The 13,670-nt window shown below is 66.4% G+C and carries 24 protein-coding genes and 5 other RNA genes; 3 read left to right on the forward strand and 26 right to left on the reverse strand.

The window, feature by feature from the left end; genetic code table 11:
- Nucleotides 1-22: 22 nt before the first annotated feature.
- Together RM788_RS18875 and RM788_RS18880 are read right to left on the reverse strand one after the other, a co-directional pair.
- Complete coding sequence (locus tag RM788_RS18875; protein WP_315933007.1) at nt 23-1,168, reverse strand: DUF2398 family protein; 1,146 nt, start codon at nt 1,166-1,168, stop codon at nt 23-25.
- Nucleotides 1,165-2,694 carry a DUF2397 domain-containing protein gene (locus tag RM788_RS18880; RefSeq protein WP_315933008.1) on the reverse strand — a complete coding sequence of 510 codons (1,530 nt, stop codon included), beginning with the start codon at nt 2,692-2,694 and terminating at the stop codon, nt 1,165-1,167. Before RM788_RS18880 ends, RM788_RS18875 begins: the two co-directional genes overlap by 4 nt.
- Nucleotides 2,695-2,835: 141 nt before the next feature.
- Here RM788_RS18880 and RM788_RS18885 point away from each other — a divergent pair, with 141 nt between their 5' ends.
- From RM788_RS18885 to RM788_RS18895, 3 genes are read left to right on the forward strand one after another with little or no spacing between them, the layout of a single operon-like run.
- The gene (locus RM788_RS18885; protein WP_315933009.1) at nt 2,836-3,567 is read left to right on the forward strand and encodes a hypothetical protein; all 732 of its coding nucleotides are present in this window, start codon (nt 2,836-2,838) and stop codon (nt 3,565-3,567) included.
- A 2-nt stretch (nt 3,568-3,569) separates the two neighbouring features.
- Nucleotides 3,570-3,827 carry a WhiB family transcriptional regulator gene (locus RM788_RS18890; RefSeq protein WP_315934682.1) on the forward strand — a complete coding sequence of 86 codons (258 nt, stop codon included), beginning with the start codon at nt 3,570-3,572 and terminating at the stop codon, nt 3,825-3,827.
- Between the two features lie 52 nt (nt 3,828-3,879).
- Nucleotides 3,880-4,023 (forward strand): hypothetical protein, encoded by a 144-nt coding sequence (locus RM788_RS18895; protein ID WP_315933010.1) that lies wholly within the window; start codon nt 3,880-3,882, stop codon nt 4,021-4,023.
- 275 nt (nt 4,024-4,298) lie between these two features.
- Here the strand turns inward: RM788_RS18895 and RM788_RS18900 are convergent, their stop codons facing one another.
- The 24 genes from RM788_RS18900 to RM788_RS19015 all read right to left on the reverse strand — a co-directional run bounded on the left by RM788_RS18900 (nt 4,299) and on the right by RM788_RS19015 (nt 13,669).
- On the reverse strand, nt 4,299-5,699 hold the full coding sequence (locus RM788_RS18900; RefSeq protein WP_315933011.1) for a tyrosine-type recombinase/integrase: 1,401 nt from the start codon (nt 5,697-5,699) through the stop codon (nt 4,299-4,301).
- Nucleotides 5,696-5,878, reverse strand: a complete 183-nt coding sequence (locus tag RM788_RS18905; RefSeq protein WP_315933012.1) for a helix-turn-helix transcriptional regulator — start codon at nt 5,876-5,878, stop codon at nt 5,696-5,698. Before RM788_RS18905 ends, RM788_RS18900 begins: the two co-directional genes overlap by 4 nt.
- Before the next feature lie 94 nt (nt 5,879-5,972).
- On the reverse strand, nt 5,973-6,512 hold the full coding sequence (locus RM788_RS18910) for a hypothetical protein (RefSeq protein ID WP_315933013.1): 540 nt from the start codon (nt 6,510-6,512) through the stop codon (nt 5,973-5,975).
- Nucleotides 6,509-6,688, reverse strand: coding sequence for a hypothetical protein (locus RM788_RS18915; RefSeq protein ID WP_315933014.1), 180 nt, complete (start codon nt 6,686-6,688; stop codon nt 6,509-6,511). Before RM788_RS18915 ends, RM788_RS18910 begins: the two co-directional genes overlap by 4 nt.
- Complete coding sequence (locus tag RM788_RS18920) at nt 6,682-6,972, reverse strand: hypothetical protein (RefSeq protein ID WP_315933015.1); 291 nt, start codon at nt 6,970-6,972, stop codon at nt 6,682-6,684. The genes RM788_RS18915 and RM788_RS18920 overlap by 7 nt, the downstream gene beginning before the upstream one ends.
- The gene (locus RM788_RS18925; protein WP_315933016.1) at nt 6,969-7,235 is read right to left on the reverse strand and encodes a hypothetical protein; all 267 of its coding nucleotides are present in this window, start codon (nt 7,233-7,235) and stop codon (nt 6,969-6,971) included. The genes RM788_RS18920 and RM788_RS18925 overlap by 4 nt, the downstream gene beginning before the upstream one ends.
- Before the next feature lie 65 nt (nt 7,236-7,300).
- A complete protein-coding gene (locus tag RM788_RS18930) occupies nt 7,301-7,729 on the reverse strand; it encodes a hypothetical protein (protein ID WP_315933017.1) in 429 nt (142 codons plus the stop codon).
- A gap of 29 nt (nt 7,730-7,758) precedes the next feature.
- Nucleotides 7,759-8,442: a hypothetical protein gene (locus RM788_RS18935; protein WP_315933018.1), complete on the reverse strand. Its 684-nt coding sequence runs from the start codon at nt 8,440-8,442 to the stop codon at nt 7,759-7,761.
- A gap of 56 nt (nt 8,443-8,498) precedes the next feature.
- The gene (locus RM788_RS18940; RefSeq protein ID WP_315933019.1) at nt 8,499-8,864 is read right to left on the reverse strand and encodes a dATP/dGTP diphosphohydrolase domain-containing protein; all 366 of its coding nucleotides are present in this window, start codon (nt 8,862-8,864) and stop codon (nt 8,499-8,501) included.
- Nucleotides 8,864-9,142: a hypothetical protein gene (locus RM788_RS18945; RefSeq protein WP_315933020.1), complete on the reverse strand. Its 279-nt coding sequence runs from the start codon at nt 9,140-9,142 to the stop codon at nt 8,864-8,866. The genes RM788_RS18940 and RM788_RS18945 overlap by 1 nt, the downstream gene beginning before the upstream one ends.
- Before the next feature lie 10 nt (nt 9,143-9,152).
- Nucleotides 9,153-9,214, reverse strand: an RNA gene (locus RM788_RS18950) — hammerhead ribozyme type II.
- A gap of 3 nt (nt 9,215-9,217) precedes the next feature.
- A complete protein-coding gene (locus RM788_RS18955) occupies nt 9,218-9,556 on the reverse strand; it encodes a hypothetical protein (RefSeq protein ID WP_315933021.1) in 339 nt (112 codons plus the stop codon).
- A 16-nt stretch (nt 9,557-9,572) separates the two neighbouring features.
- Nucleotides 9,573-9,641: hammerhead ribozyme type II (locus RM788_RS18960), an RNA gene on the reverse strand.
- A 124-nt stretch (nt 9,642-9,765) separates the two neighbouring features.
- Entirely contained in the window at nt 9,766-10,059 is a 294-nt protein-coding gene (locus RM788_RS18965) for a hypothetical protein (RefSeq protein WP_315933022.1), read from the reverse strand.
- Nucleotides 10,056-10,310: a hypothetical protein gene (locus RM788_RS18970; RefSeq protein WP_315933023.1), complete on the reverse strand. Its 255-nt coding sequence runs from the start codon at nt 10,308-10,310 to the stop codon at nt 10,056-10,058. The genes RM788_RS18965 and RM788_RS18970 overlap by 4 nt, the downstream gene beginning before the upstream one ends.
- Before the next feature lie 15 nt (nt 10,311-10,325).
- Nucleotides 10,326-10,392, reverse strand: an RNA gene (locus tag RM788_RS18975) — hammerhead ribozyme type II.
- Nucleotides 10,393-10,432: 40 nt separating this feature from the next.
- A complete protein-coding gene (locus RM788_RS18980; RefSeq protein WP_315933024.1) occupies nt 10,433-11,011 on the reverse strand; it encodes a hypothetical protein in 579 nt (192 codons plus the stop codon).
- A 95-nt stretch (nt 11,012-11,106) separates the two neighbouring features.
- Complete coding sequence (locus RM788_RS18985; RefSeq protein WP_315933025.1) at nt 11,107-11,502, reverse strand: hypothetical protein; 396 nt, start codon at nt 11,500-11,502, stop codon at nt 11,107-11,109.
- 15 nt (nt 11,503-11,517) lie between these two features.
- An RNA gene (locus tag RM788_RS18990) (hammerhead ribozyme type II) lies at nt 11,518-11,582 on the reverse strand.
- The gene (locus RM788_RS18995) at nt 11,582-12,310 is read right to left on the reverse strand and encodes a hypothetical protein (protein ID WP_315933026.1); all 729 of its coding nucleotides are present in this window, start codon (nt 12,308-12,310) and stop codon (nt 11,582-11,584) included. The genes RM788_RS18990 and RM788_RS18995 overlap by 1 nt, the downstream gene beginning before the upstream one ends.
- A gap of 86 nt (nt 12,311-12,396) precedes the next feature.
- Nucleotides 12,397-12,463, reverse strand: an RNA gene (locus RM788_RS19000) — hammerhead ribozyme type II.
- Between the two features lies 1 nt (nt 12,464).
- Nucleotides 12,465-12,713, reverse strand: a complete 249-nt coding sequence (locus RM788_RS19005) for a hypothetical protein (protein WP_315933027.1) — start codon at nt 12,711-12,713, stop codon at nt 12,465-12,467.
- A 79-nt stretch (nt 12,714-12,792) separates the two neighbouring features.
- Nucleotides 12,793-13,023, reverse strand: a complete 231-nt coding sequence (locus RM788_RS19010; RefSeq protein ID WP_315933028.1) for a hypothetical protein — start codon at nt 13,021-13,023, stop codon at nt 12,793-12,795.
- Nucleotides 13,024-13,087: 64 nt separating this feature from the next.
- Entirely contained in the window at nt 13,088-13,669 is a 582-nt protein-coding gene (locus tag RM788_RS19015) for a hypothetical protein (protein ID WP_315933029.1), read from the reverse strand.
- Nucleotide 13,670 lies beyond the last annotated feature (1 nt).

The raw sequence follows: 13,670 nt of genomic DNA on the forward strand, positions 1-13,670 counted from the left end.
TCGCGGTCAGGTCCCGGTCGGGTCAACCTTCACCCTCCTCGTCAAGCCTCGCGTTCACGGCCACCACTCGCGGGTCACGGTAGCGGGCCGCCGCAGCGGTCAACCGCCATTTGTCCGGTGCTCCGGTCGGACGCAACAGGTCCAGCGCCCCCAGCAGATCCCGAGCCGTGGATTCCACGGCGTTGCCCACGCGCAAGTCATTGGTCATCGCCTTGGAGTGCCGTTCCCGGACCTCGTTGGCTGCTGAACCCAGCTCATCGGCTGAGATGACCGAACCCGCACCGTAGGTCCGCACCAGCTCGTCGAGCACCATCAAGGCTGCGAAGTCGGCGGCGCGCAGCTTCGGGAACGGCAGGTCCGTGTCCGCCTCATCGGCGGCGATGAGCGCCATCCCTTCCGCGCGTTGCTCGACCACCCAGCCGGTCATCTCCACGCACCAGGTCAGGACCCGGTGACGCTGGCCGGTCAGGTAGAGCCGCTCGGCGTCGGTGAGGTCCTCGTGCAGGACCACAGGCAGTTCGACCAGCTTGCGCATCAAGCCGATCCGCGCCGCTGCCTCGTGGGGCGGTCCTCCATCGTGTCCTCCGGTGAGAGCGGCGCGTAACGAGGCAGGGTCGACCAGGCGCAGCAGCAGCTCGCGGCGGACTTCGTAGGCGCCGCCGATCGCGTCACGGCGGTGCGCCCATCCTTCGCGCTGGTCCTCGGCGTCATGACCGGTCGGCCGCAGCGCTCCCACGGAAACCAGCAGTTGGACGGCTTTGACGAACAGCGTGCGCTCGGCGAACCGGTCGGGGTCGTAGTGTGCGAGCTCAACGTCCTCGTGCGTGGAGAGCACGCGGACCCGGTCGGACAGGTCCTGGGTGGTGGTGATGTCCTCGGCGTCCTCGGCCGCCGCCGCGGCCAGGATGGCCAGCACGAGCACCCGCCGGGTCGGCGGCCTGAACCGTCGGGGCGCGACGACGGCACCGTCAACAGGAAGCCGGAACAACCGGGCTGCGGAGTCGGTCACCACCAATCGGTAGCCGAGCCGTTGGGCGAACCACTCGCCCAAAGTCGCCCGATGTACCCGCACCAGCGGCCATGTCTCGGGGTGGGTGCGCCGGTCGAGCACCGGCGAGCGAAGTAGGGCGGTGAACGCCCGTTGCCGGTCAGCAGCCTCGCGGTTCACGCGGGCTCCATTCCGAAGTACCAGTTCAAAGTCGTCATGCTGCCACTATCGGCGCGCAGGCTCGTGGTGTCGTGCGCCTGCGGTGGTCGGCGCAGTGTGACCCGCCACCGACCGTCTCCGGTCACCGCACTCTCCGATTGCGTCCGCCGCACGACGCCGATGAACTCCAACAGCAGGTTCAGTTCGGCGTCGGTGATCTCGCCCCAGTCGGCCAGGTGCGTTCCGGAACGCTGACGCAGCGCCGCCTCCGCGCCGCTGCGGGCGGCTTGCGCGGCGAGCCTGGCCCGTCGGGCGGCACTCTTGCCGGTCGAGTAGTCCGGGATCTGGGCCCGCCTGCCGACCGCGGCGCGAGCACCTTGTTCGCGGAAGCGGGCTGTGACCGGCGCGGACGGCGCGTTGATCCAGCTCAAGTCGCTGTCGTCGGCGGAGTCAGGCGCCAGTAGCAGGTGGCGTGCGGAGAACGCTCCGACTGCGGTGTCCCAGATCCGCCAGGCGCCCTCGTCGTCGGGAGCGCGTTCGATCGCGACGGCCAAGGCCAGGAGTTCAACTCGGCGGGTGACCGCGCCACCGGTGTCCAACAGGAGGTTCATGTTGCGCGCCCATGGAGCGACCAGGTCACGCAGCTGGCGCCGCAGCTTCCGGGCCTGGCTGTCCGCACCACCGAACCAGGAACCAAGGGCCTCCCAGGTGTGCTCCCAGCGGCGTGCCTGGGAGGCCACCACCTCGTCGTCCGCAGTGTCCAACGCAGCGCGAACGCAGGCCCGCCACACGTCAGGGGTCAACAACGGGTCGAGCTCGACCACCAGCTCCGCGATCCGCGGTGTGTGGACATCGACCTGCTCCCCCCACATGCCGATGTAAGAACGCAACGTCTGCCACAACAAGTCCTGCTTGGCTTGGTCCGGGCCACCCGACAACGCGTGTGCCAACGTGCGCTGCCACCCGCGAGCCGCCGTGGCCATCGCCAGGTGCATGGCTCCGACCTGCTGGAACTCCGTCGCCGCGTCGGTGTACACCGCCTGGCGAATCGACTCCGCGAAGGCGACCAGCCGTTCGTGGATGGCACGTGGCGCCAACGTGAGATCTCCCGCAGCCTCCTCGGTGTCGTCGACCGACGACCAGAAGACGTGCAGACCGGCTGCTCTCGGGGTGAGCTGGTACCGGTCACGTCGGCGCAGGAAGTCCTCTCCCGAGCGGGCTGGTTCCTGCCAACGGGTCAAAACCCGCCACTGCACCAATCGCTCCAACCGCGCGTCGAGGTGCAGGACCTCGGGAGCGAGCAGGCGGTCGACTGCGTCTGCCAGCACCTGTCCGGCGAGGCGAGCCCGAACCCCGGCGGCCACCTCGTCATAGGACAACCCGGTCAGGCTTGTGTCCTGCTCGGCCAGCAGGACGTCGACGATCACCCGGTACTGTGCCGCGAACCGCGAGGTCAGGTAGGCCGGGACGAGCTCCTGCCCCGGAAGCAGAGCCGACCACGGATCAGCAAGTGCCTCCGTCTCCGGCATCTCGTCGTGATCGATCACGTGCCCAGGGTACGAACGCAGGGCGCCGAGCCGAGGACAACAGCGACACATCACCCGTTCTGGTGAATCCTTCCCATCTAACGGCTCTATGGGCGGGTTAGGCAGTGAGATGTCCCCGTCCCCCGGAAAGGCTCCTCTCCGATGACCCCCTTCTCCCCTTCGCACCTGGACATGATCGAGCGACGGTTTCTGGCGATGACCGCCGGACCGCAGCCACTCACCCTCGACTGCGCGGCATTGGGATGCGGACTGCCCGCTAAGGTGCTGCCCCTAGACGAGGTACGCGTGCTGTTGCTGAAGCGGCAGACGAGCTGGGTGAGCAAAGACGCCGTGTGGCAGGAACTGGTCCGACGGGCACACGCGGAGCCGGAACCGTGGACCACCGTCGCTGCCGCCATGATGATGCCCGGCCTCAAAGCCATCGCCGGGAAACTGGGCTCCCGCTTCTGCGGTGACCGCAACGACCTGGACTCCGAAATCCTCGAAGGCTTCCTCCAGGCACTCGACATCACCGACGCCCGGTCGCCGAAGATTTTCGGACAGCTCTACTGGGCCGCATTCCGGCGTGGCCACGAAGCCTGCAACCGTGAAAGGCGGCGAGCGATGTCCCAGTCCGAACTCACCGACACCGCAGTCAACACCCGCGCAACAAGCGGGCACCCAGACCTCGTCCTCGCCGGAGCCATGCTCTCGGGTGTCATCACACCCCACGAAGCCGACCTCGTCTCCGATGTGCTCCTCGACCATGGAGACCGATCAAGCGCGGCCACGCGGCGCGGTATGAGCCGCCATGAGGTAGCAGCGCAGCTCAAAACCGCCTCCCGCCACCTCGCCGACTACCTCCTCGGCAACCCCCTTCGTCCGGCCGCGTGACCATGCTCCTGGTGCTGCGTGTATCGAAGTGGCAGGTGCACGCAGCATGCCGAAACGCAGACCGGGAAGTCGAGTGGATCGATGCCGAGCCAGGAAGCAGGGCAGCGGCGGACTGCAAAGAGACCTGTTCCCTATGCCCGGTCCGCCTCACCTGCGCCGTCACGGCACTCGCCAATGACGAGAGGTACGGCGTGTGGGGCGGCATGGACCAAGTCGACCGCGAAGCACTGAAACACGCTGATGCCCAGATCGAGGCATGAACACGACAGCCACTCCGGGCAGCGGACCCGCCGCCAGAAGCAAGGTGAAGCCGTGGACGTTGTCTTCGAGATCACTCTCGTCGACGGCGCCGAAGCTGAACGCCTTGGTCTACAGCCTGCGGCGGTCATCCGCGACGTAGTGCAGTGGTACCGACGAAATGGCACCAGTACGTCACCGGACACGAGCGTCACCTGAACTACTACATGACGAAACTGGCCTGCACCACCAAGCATCCGCTCTGAAACCGCTGGTCAGCCCTGTTCCCATCCTTTGGTACTCCCGCCGGGGGCACCAACGCGAAAAGCCCGCTGAGCAGCACGAATGCTGCCCAACGGGCTTTTGTCTTGTCCGGCTGTGTCCGGCCAAAAACGGCCGTTTACGGGTGTCTGTCCCGATGGTGTTCCGACGGAATCCCGCCAAACCCGGCTGGAAGCGCGAACCAGGCTCCGCTTCCAGTGGCCTCGATCACGTCACTCTGCGTTGTTCGGCGCTCCCTTGAGTCCCGCCTCAACCATCGCACGAATGGCGTCGCTGGAACCGCTGAGCACGTGGGCATAGATCCGGAACAGCACCTCCAGCGAATGCCCCGCCCACTCGGCGACCTGCTTCGGCGGCACGCCAGAGCTGAGCCACAGCGAGACTCCCGCATGCCGCAGGTCGTAGGGCACGGCAGCCAAGCTGGTCCTTGCCAACTCGACCGACAGCGCCTTCTCCCGCGCCTTACGCCAGTACCGCAGGATCGTGCCCTTGGGCAGCTCCTCATCGTTGCGCTCACCGCGGAACAGCCTGCCGTCCGAAGCCGTGCCGTAGGCCAGCATGTGACGGTGCAGCAAGGCCGTCAGCTCGGGCGGGCTGGGGACCGGGCGGATCGTGCCCGCGTCCCGCTGCTTGAGCTGGCGCTCGTCGCGGTTCTTCCCGCTATCGGTCCACTCCTTGCCCGCGTGCGGGCGGGCGACCTCCAGGTGGATTTCCCCCCAGCCCTCCTTGGGGAGGGCGAGCTGGTGCTTGGACAGCCCCGCAGCCTCTTCCGGGCGCATCCCCGCGTAGTAGAGGCAGGCGAAGAACGCCACCATGCGCGGGCCGCTGCGGCGTTGCGCCCGCACGGCGCCCAGAAGGTCGAGCACCTGCGCCGGGTTGGCCACGCGACGCTGGTCGATGGCCTGGACCGTCTTCCGCGGCGCGATCCACTTCAGGGCCGGGATGGGGTTGGAGTCGAGGAGTTTGCGCTCCACGGCGTATTCCATCGCCGTGCCGAGGATCTTGCGCTGGCGGGAAACTACGCTCGGGGCCGCCGCCGTGCCGTCGAGCTTGACCGCGAGCCTGTCGAGCAGAGGCCGCAACACCTGCGCATCGCGCAGTGCGCTCACGGGCAGGGTATTCCCGGCGACCCACTTCAGGGCCCGGCGCACCTCCTCGGGTATGTCGGCTTCGCCCCGCCGAGTGGTGTTGAACCCCCAGCGAGTCAGCGCGCTGCGGATCAGCGCGTCGTCCGGCTTGCCCTTAGTCGAGGAGAACATTGCCGGGGTGGCCCTGGTCAACGCCTCAGCGTGCGTCCGGCGAGTCGTGGCCGCGACGTGTGGCCACTTCATGTCCACGAATGCACAGGCGAAGTCGTACCAGGACATCTCGTCGGACTTCCGGGCCATCGACACGGGGAGTCCGTCGAACAGCCGGAACGCCTCGCCCTTGCGGGCGGCTGCGATCAAGTCGGATCGAAAGCCTTCGGCAAGCGCCTTGGTCGCGTACTTGAGCTTGAAGCGCTTCTTGACGACTCGCCAGCCAACCCAGTACGTGACGACCTTCTTCTTGCCCTTGTGGACGTAAGGGTCGAGCGCGAAAATCTGGACGTCGTAACTCGTGTCGTCCGTCATGCTGAATCCTCCAGTTCTTCCAGCCACCTCTCGTAGTCGGCGAGCCGGATTCGGATCTCGCCGTTTGGCAGGCGAAGGCATTTCGGCCCGCGACCTTTCGCGCGCCAGTCGTAGAAGGTGGACCGAGAGATTTCGAGATCGGCGCACACGTCAGCGACAGTGAGGCGGCGAACGGTCAAGGGGGTTCTCCAATTCGATTCCAGAAAAAGAACGGGGCGCTCCTGCACCGGGGCGCCCCGCCCTTCGTTCAGTCCTCAGGGGTGGAGGCGAGCTTCACGCCTCGAAGGCCCTCGCCTGACGCAGGCCGCGCACCAGTTCGATGTTCGGGGCTTCCTCGGCGAACCCCTTGTCGGCCTCTGCCAGACGCTCGTAGGCGGTCACGTGTACGGCCATCTCGCCTGTGCCCTTGGCGATCCCGTTGTGCAGCATCTCCAGGAGCCGGTCGAAGCCGCGGATGCGCTGCGCGCCGTCTGTGAAGTAGGCCCTGCGGAAGCGGCGCCCCATCAACCTCGCCATCAGCGGCGAGGAAGCGGCGAAAACCTGCTGGTGTCGGAACTGCGGGTAGCTGCGGCGCTCCTCGGGGAATCCGACGATCAGAATGTCTGCCTCGTGGGCAAGAACAGGGACCTTGCGGACTCTGGAGGCGTTGGACACGGAGAAGGACCGTCCTTCGGTGATGATGGGGTGGGTCTCGAACTCAGGCTCGGAGTCGATCGGGCAGACGCACCGGATGGACTCGTACTCGCGTAGGCCGCAGTCGGTCTCGGTCGCGATCCGCGCACGGCACCCCGTGCAGCAGTGCATGTGCATCAACCGCGCTCCTCGGCGGCCTGGCGCTCGATCTCGTTGGCCACGTCGCGGAGCATCGCGACGAGGGCGGCGTCGGTGTTGGCTGCCAGGTCTCGAAGATCGAAGTAGCCGACCGTGTGACCTGGCGAGTCGCCGACCTGGACTCGGAACGGCACGCGGCGTTGGGGCGGAATCACCATCCGCGCTCGCGAAACTCGACGTTCTTGCCGTCGGACGTAGGGGCGAAGCCGTCCGGCGGCAAGCCGCGGAGCTGCGCGTTCTGGCGACGCAACCCGTCGACCGCGGTGAGCACCCTCCGCATGTTCTCCGGGTGCCAGGTGCCGCCGATGGGGTCCTTGGCGATGTCGACGCCGACCAGGCGGCCGATCTCCAGGAGCAGGCCGCGGGCTTCGCCGCCGCGCTCGTTCTCGGCGCAGACGGCGGCCTCGACCGCCCTGAGGGCGTTCTGGAGCAGCGGGCTCACGCGGCCACGCCCGACCATTGCGCGGCGCGGGCGTTGTGCACGCGGCGCGACAACTCGGTCAGGTGGAGCAGGCCCTCGGGGCACTCGTAGAAGCGGTTCTCCCGCTTCATGCCACGCCGAGAGCCAGGGGTGTTCTGGTCGGCCCAACGTTCACGACGGGCGCGGGCCCTCCCCAGAGCCTTCTCCGCGTCGTGCTCGTCCACGAACCCGCGCTTCTGGCAGATGTCGCACCATTCGAAGGGGACCGTCTTGGTGTTGCTCACAAAGTCACATCCAGGGGTTATGCACCCAGGCCGCTCGGGACGGCCTGGGCCTGTGGGGATGGGGACTACTTCACGTCCTGCTTGCAGCCGCAGCCACGGATCGCACACCGGCCGCCGAACTTCGGGTGTTCGTGCGCCCCGTGCGGGTGGCCGCAGGCCGGGTCCGCGCACTTCGTGCTGGGGACGGCCCTGTTCTTGTCCAGTCGGGTGAGGAACGCGCCCGTGCTGCACAACTTGAGCGACATCGACTCGCCGCCCAGTGCCGCCTTCTTGGCGAACTTGACGACCTCGGCATCGCTGGTAAATGGGCCCCAAGCGATCTGGAGCTGACCGGGGCCGAAGCGGTGCACCCAGGCATAGAACTCGCGGTCTGCCAGCACCTCGGCGACGCGCTTGATGACGTCTTTGGCGAGGGCTTCAGCCGAGTCGTAGCCGTCGCTCTCCAGGAGCTGAGCGACGGCGGCGACCTCGTCCTTGCGGGGGGTGATCTTCACGAGCCAGTCCGACCTCTCAAGTTACCCATTCAGTCCTGCGTCATCCACGGGACGTGGACGACGAGAAGCGAACCGGTGGTCGCGAGGTCCGACATGGCCCCGTTGTACGGGCCGTACTCCTCGGCACCCGGACATACCCAGTCGTCCTCGAAGGACTTCACGTATGCCGTCCCGTAGGTCTCGTGCACCAAGACAGTCCCTGCGGGGAACCTGCGCAACTCGGTGCGGTCGATCACCTTGCGGTACACGGGCACATCCGTCAGCGCGACCAGCTCGTGCACTTTGAACGGGAAGACGCTGAACGAGTGGTCAAGCTTCACGTAGACGAAGCCGTTCTCGACCTCCCGCACCACGCCGGTCGCGCCGCGCGGCGCGCTACTCGGGACGGCGTCGGTCATTACGCGGACGCGGTCGTTAACGGCGAAGGTCGGCTCGTAGGTGGCGGGTGCGGCTTGGATCTTGGCTGGGTCAAGGAAGACTGTGCCGCCGGACTCAGTCCGGGCGAAGTAGTGCACGCCCCCGTTCGAGACGGGGTCGTCGGCCGGGGCGATGATCGTGAAGACCTGGGCGTCGGGGTGGTCGCGCAGTACGACCTCGTCACCCGCCTCGAAGGCGGGCCAGTCGAGCTCGGGGGACGCAGCCAGAGTGCTCAGATCCCCGGCGATGCTACTCTCAACCTGCACTGTGGTTCTCCTCTTCTCCGTGCCTCTCAAGTTACACACACTGTGCGCCATGTGCAAGCTGAGTTAGCTGAAATCGTTGTGCTGCATCAGGCGTCGCGCTGAGGCGAGTCGAACCGGTCATCGGTGCCGATGCTGCGGATCTGGAAACTCACCATCGCCAGGCAGTGCCAGGCAGCATGAGCCAGGTGCGGCAGGCCGCTCTCCGGGTCGAGCTCCTCGCCCGCCCAGAACGCCAGCAGGTGGCGTTGGCAGGCGTCGAACGACAGGCTCCAGGCGTAGCCGCGGAGGTAGTTGTGCTGCTCGTACTTCGCGGCGCCGAAACCGGACGCCTCAGCCAGAACGAGCAGGGCCTTCGGGTCGAGGCTGCCTAGACTGGCCAGCTTCTTGCCTTTCGCCCCACCAGTCGCCGATACGATGCGGATCTCCTCGCCGGGCTTGAGCGGCTGGGTCATCAGGCGGCCCGCAGTTCGCGCAGCTCGATGTATGGCGCCCATTCCGGGTGCCGCGTCACCAACTCGCGGGCGTACCGCGACGTGTAGGCGTCGTTCAGGGCGAACGTGCCGGGGGCCGCGAGCTTGCTGCGCTCCCAACGCATCGTCTCCCAAAGCATCTTCACCCCAAGCTTGCGCTTACCCGCCTCGAACCACTCGACGGCGAGACGCTCCAGCATCTCGAAGACGTCCGGGTTGTCCAAGTGGAACTGCTGAAAGCGCTCCTGGATCGTCTGCACTAACTCCTCCTCGCGGCAGGCTCATCAGCGCAGGGATGCCACCCCCTACGGACCCCCGTGGGGGTTTCGCCTCGTTCAGTGCTCGGCACCGACCAGCGCCACCTCGTCCAGAGCGAGGAAGTGCTTGTCGCCGAGGTGCTGGGTCTCGCCGCGCCACTCGCTGCCGTAGTGGGCTTTCGCGTGCTTCTTGCAGAGCGGAACCAGCGTGCCCCGCTCAACGCGAGTCGCCAGCCCGTCGCAGTAGTCGCAGAGCGGTCGGCACCCCAGGATCTCCATCCGTGCGCTGTGGCCCCAAGACCCCACGATCAACCGGGCCAGCAGCTCGGCTTGGTCCGCGTCGTACGCCAGCGGGTAGACCGTCGTACCGTCCTCGCCGTCCCAAAGTTTGACGGCGAATTCCTTCAACTGGCTCATCGTTTACGCTCCCTCGTTTCGGCAGGCTCATCAGCACGGGGATGCCAGCCCCGCGGACCGCCCCTGCGAGGGGGCGGTTTCGCCTCATAACGGGTGCCACTGGTGCTGCCTGATCGGCGGCATCGCAGGCCCTCCCTTCGATTGGTGGCCGACTCATCAGCGGTGGGATGCCAGCCCACCGGACCCCCGCAGGGGTTTCGTCAGGCGTCTCAGCCAGCAGCCGTTATCCGCGTAGTCACGCGGTCGAAGAAGTTGCGCGTCGCGCTGCGCAGGTTGGTGCTCGGTGAGAGGCCGTCGAAGTGGCGGGAGGAAGACCATTCGCGCGGGGCGTCCTCGAACACTGAGACCACGCCGGTCGCGTAGTCCAGGCCCATCCCGCTGGACTTGGCCAGCAGGACGATGCGCTCCCCTGTGCCCAGGAAGTCGAAATGCGCAACCACCCGGTAGGTTCCGACCCGCTCGGGCACGGACGCAGCCTTGGCGACGTCCGCCGGGGCGCTCACGGCTTCGCCGTCTCGGGCAGGTGGCGCTTGCTCACGCCGACCGGTTCGCCGTCCTCGTCGAAGTGGACGAGGATCACCGTGCGGGTGTCGTCGGAGTCGAGGAACCCGCAGTCGCGGTGTCCCATCGTCCGGCAATTCCAGCCGGGGTCGTCCTCCTGGAGCTTGTGTTCTGGGAGCGCCACCAGGCCGGTCACTACCAAGCCCGTCGCCAGGGCGAGGGCGGTAACTCTGGTCAGCAGCCGATTCAGCATGGCCGCTCTCCTCTCGTTCGGCAGGCTCATCAGCCGAGGGATGCCAGCCCTCGGGACCGTGCCGACTGGCACGGTTTCGCCGGGTCATCTGAAAAACCACTGGTCCTGGCGAATGGGGAGCATCAGTGCAGCAACTTCCCAAAGCAGGCGATCTGCTGAATCACGTCGCCTGAGGCGCTGTCCAAGTCGGCCGTCTCGATGCCGTCGCCGCTTCTGCCGGTCCACGTCGAGTGGATGGGCCTGTGCGTGCGCGGTTGGATGAGTGTCTGGCCGGGGTCGGCCAAGACCAGGTAGGCAAAGCGGATGTCGTCGCGGCTCAGGTGGAAGACCAGCCCGGTCTCCTTTTCGACGACCGTGTAGCTGGCCCACTCGGGCGTGTGGTCGCCTACGTTCGCGGCGTGGATGGACGAGATCGTCCAGTAGTCGGCGCCGATGTCCGCCAGGTCCATGATCTCGTCCACGTTTGCGTCCGTGATCACGTTGCGGTCTTGCTCGGCGACCCAGTCGCTGATCGTCTGGACCTTCAGGTCGAAGACTTGGGCGTAGAGGTCTTGTTTCCAGCCGTCGGGGTACTCGACCTCCACCCTGGCCGTGCCGTTGCACTCCGTGCCCCTGGTGATCCGCAGGAAGGTTGCGGACTCACCCCGGAAATTTTGAACTTGGTCGCCCTGGTTGATCTGCTTGCCGTTTTTGTCCGTCACTCGATACAGCATCGTGGTCCCTTCTGGTTGGCAGGCTTCATCAGCACGGGCATGCCAAGCCCGTGGACCAACCCCCGCAGGGGCGGTTTCGCCGGTCACACCAGGACTTCGTTTCTCGCATCCTCTTTCGCGCGGCTGTGGTCGTACTCGTCGTCTTCGCCGCCGTCCAAGCGGTCGGCGCAGTTCCCGCAGTAGCCGTCCCAGCCCTCGCCGTCGTCGGGGTCGCCGTCGCAGTCCTCGGTGCGACAAGGGGCGGGTTCCTCGTCCTCTTCGTCGTCGTCCTGCTCGTCACGCATCTCTGCAACTGCGTACGACTCGGCAGACTCGGCGTCTTCGGCCTGCACGCTGGTCGCCCAGCGCTGGTAACCGTCCGATTCGGACTCGACGTCCGCCATGCTGTGGTCGCCCACGATCACGCCAGCCACCAGCGGCTCATCGTCGATCCACAGACCGATCACGAGGTAGGTGGTCAGCTCACCGGTCGCGGTCATCCGCTCGTCCCTTCGCTTTGGCAGGCTCCTCAGCACGGGTATGCCAATCCCGTGGACCCGGCTTCTGCCGGGTTTCGCCTCATCTCGGCTCGCGCGCTTCGATCGCGCGCATCGTTTCGACTACGGTCATCACGACCTCGCCGATCAACGTGGACACGTCCCAGTCCGGGTCCGTGGCGCGCGTGGCCGCAACGACGTTCTTCAGGTGGCCGGGTCCGGAGACGACTGCCATCCACACCTCTTCGGGGACCTGCGCAACGCGCGGGTCAGGGGTCCCTTCGTCGGCTTCATCGACTTCCGCAGCGCCCTCGACGGACTCCGGGGTCAACGCATCGAGCGCTCGCTGTCCCTCCTCCTGGGCGAACTCCAGGTCGAAGAACCCCCAGCAGGACTCCACCACTTCCCAGGAGGTCCGGATGTCGTCCAGGTCGGGGCTGACCCACATGGTCATGTGCTCGATCACGTATCCGACCGCTTCACCACGCGCCCACGTCCGGTACTCGGCTCGCTCGGCTTCCAGGATCTGCATCCCGTAGGCCTCGCGCCCCTCGGGTGCGTAAGCCAGGTTCAGCGCCTCGGGCATCGCGTACCAGATCGCACGAGAGCCGTCCGGCGACGGGTATTCGAGCAGCACGACCGCGCCGTGGATCATCCGTGCGTAGCGCTCGAAGATCCGCATTGCCTCGCAGGCGTTGTGCCGGGAGCGCAACTCCGACCACTGGTCAGCCAGGGGGCCGAAGTCCTCGTCGATGTCGATGTACTCGCGGTTGTCGACCGTGATCACGTTCGCGGTCTGCTCGAAGTTCAAGCGCGGGTTCTCGGCGTCCTTGTCCGCTTTGATCCTTATGCGGTGGGTCGGGGCGAACAGCGTGCTTGTCATGGATTTCCCCTTTCTCACGGCAGGCTTCATCAGCACGGGCATGCCAATCCCGTGGACCGTCCACGTTGGACGGTTTCGCCAATTACTCCACGTACGCCTTGGCAACCTTCAGAAAGTCGTTGAACGTTCTCGGGATGGTGTCCATGAACCTGGTCGGGTCCACGACCGGAACGACCGACCACTGACGCGCACCCTCGACCTTCATGCCGAAGACCAGACCCTCAGTACCGCGCGGGTTCACGAGCTGGTACTGACTCCCGTTCTCACCTGCACTCCACTCGACCCCGAACGCGGTCGGGTTGCTGACGTTTGCGAACTGCACTTCACTCATGGGCTGTCCCCCTTGGTTGGCAGGCTCATCAGCACGGGCATGCCAAACCCGTGAACCTCTCGCGAGGTTTCGCCGTGCGTCAGGAAGTCCGGATGCACACCCGGTAGGTGAGCCCGGCCGGGGTGCTGGCCTCGTACTGGTGGGCGCACATGACGCCCTGGATCGTTTCGGGAGACAGCCAGGCCGCTACGAAGACCAGGCCGACCGCTGCGCCGACCGTCACGATCCAGACAACCGCGAACACGGCGAAGGCACGCCAAGCTGACACAGGCAACTCCTCTTGGTTTGGCAGGCTCATCAGCACAGACACGCCAGGTCCGTGGACGGGAGTCGCCCCCCGTTTCGCCAGCCGGCTACGCAGGGCGACCCGACAATCAGAGCTCGCTGAGTGCCTTCGCCAGGAGGACTGCCAACTCGGGCGGGAGTTCGACCTTGAACTTCACCGACTCGTAGCGCGGGTCCACCTCAACCCGCACGCGGCTGCCGTAGTTACCGAGGTTCACCTCGTGGTCGTCCCGGCTGCTCACCGTCGCCCCGCTACCCAGGGCCGCGCGGATCTCCTCTGCCAGCGCGGCACGGCGAAACTCCTCCGTGTCGTGCGCCCGCTTGCGCTCCAGCGCCCCCGTGAACGTCGGGACCGCGATGGGCAGCAGTCGCCGCGTGATGTCGTTCGCGATCTGCTTGGGGGCTTTCTTCATCGACACGTTGATTTCGCCCGTGTCTGCGTTGTAGGGCTTGAAGTTTTGCAGCTCTCCCAGGTCGCCAGAGACCCTCATCTGGTGGTCGGGCATCCTCCACAGGCCGTGTGCCATGTGCATGCGAACGCCGTCCGGGCCGATCAGGTAGGCGTCGCGATCGTTCTCCCAGTGCCCCGCCGTCGCAGTCCAGTCGTCGCCGAGTTCCACAGCCACGTCCTTCGCGATTGCGAACAAGTCAACCCGCGTTGCAGTCATCATC

It is taken from the genome of Umezawaea sp. Da 62-37, from assembly GCF_032460545.1.
Classification (GTDB): Bacteria; Actinomycetota; Actinomycetes; order Mycobacteriales; family Pseudonocardiaceae; genus Umezawaea.

Excerpts from the sequence above, each read along its gene's own strand:
- RM788_RS18885 (WP_315933009.1), top strand. The coding sequence starts at position 2,836 with ATGACCCCCTTCTCCCCTTCGCACCTGGACATGATCGAGCGACGGTTT.
- RM788_RS19015 (WP_315933029.1), bottom strand. The coding sequence starts at position 13,669 with ATGATGACTGCAACGCGGGTTGACTTGTTCGCAATCGCGAAGGACGTG.
- RM788_RS18915 (WP_315933014.1), bottom strand. The coding sequence starts at position 6,688 with ATGGTGATTCCGCCCCAACGCCGCGTGCCGTTCCGAGTCCAGGTCGGC.
- RM788_RS18940 (WP_315933019.1), bottom strand. The coding sequence starts at position 8,864 with ATGACCCAGCCGCTCAAGCCCGGCGAGGAGATCCGCATCGTATCGGCG.
- RM788_RS18900 (WP_315933011.1), bottom strand. The coding sequence starts at position 5,699 with ATGACGGACGACACGAGTTACGACGTCCAGATTTTCGCGCTCGACCCT.
- RM788_RS18970 (WP_315933023.1), bottom strand. The coding sequence starts at position 10,310 with ATGCTGAATCGGCTGCTGACCAGAGTTACCGCCCTCGCCCTGGCGACG.
- RM788_RS18955 (WP_315933021.1), bottom strand. The coding sequence starts at position 9,556 with ATGAGCCAGTTGAAGGAATTCGCCGTCAAACTTTGGGACGGCGAGGAC.
- RM788_RS18985 (WP_315933025.1), bottom strand. The coding sequence starts at position 11,502 with ATGACCGCGACCGGTGAGCTGACCACCTACCTCGTGATCGGTCTGTGG.
- RM788_RS18890 (WP_315934682.1), top strand. The coding sequence starts at position 3,570 with ATGCTCCTGGTGCTGCGTGTATCGAAGTGGCAGGTGCACGCAGCATGC.
- RM788_RS19005 (WP_315933027.1), bottom strand. The coding sequence starts at position 12,713 with ATGAGTGAAGTGCAGTTCGCAAACGTCAGCAACCCGACCGCGTTCGGG.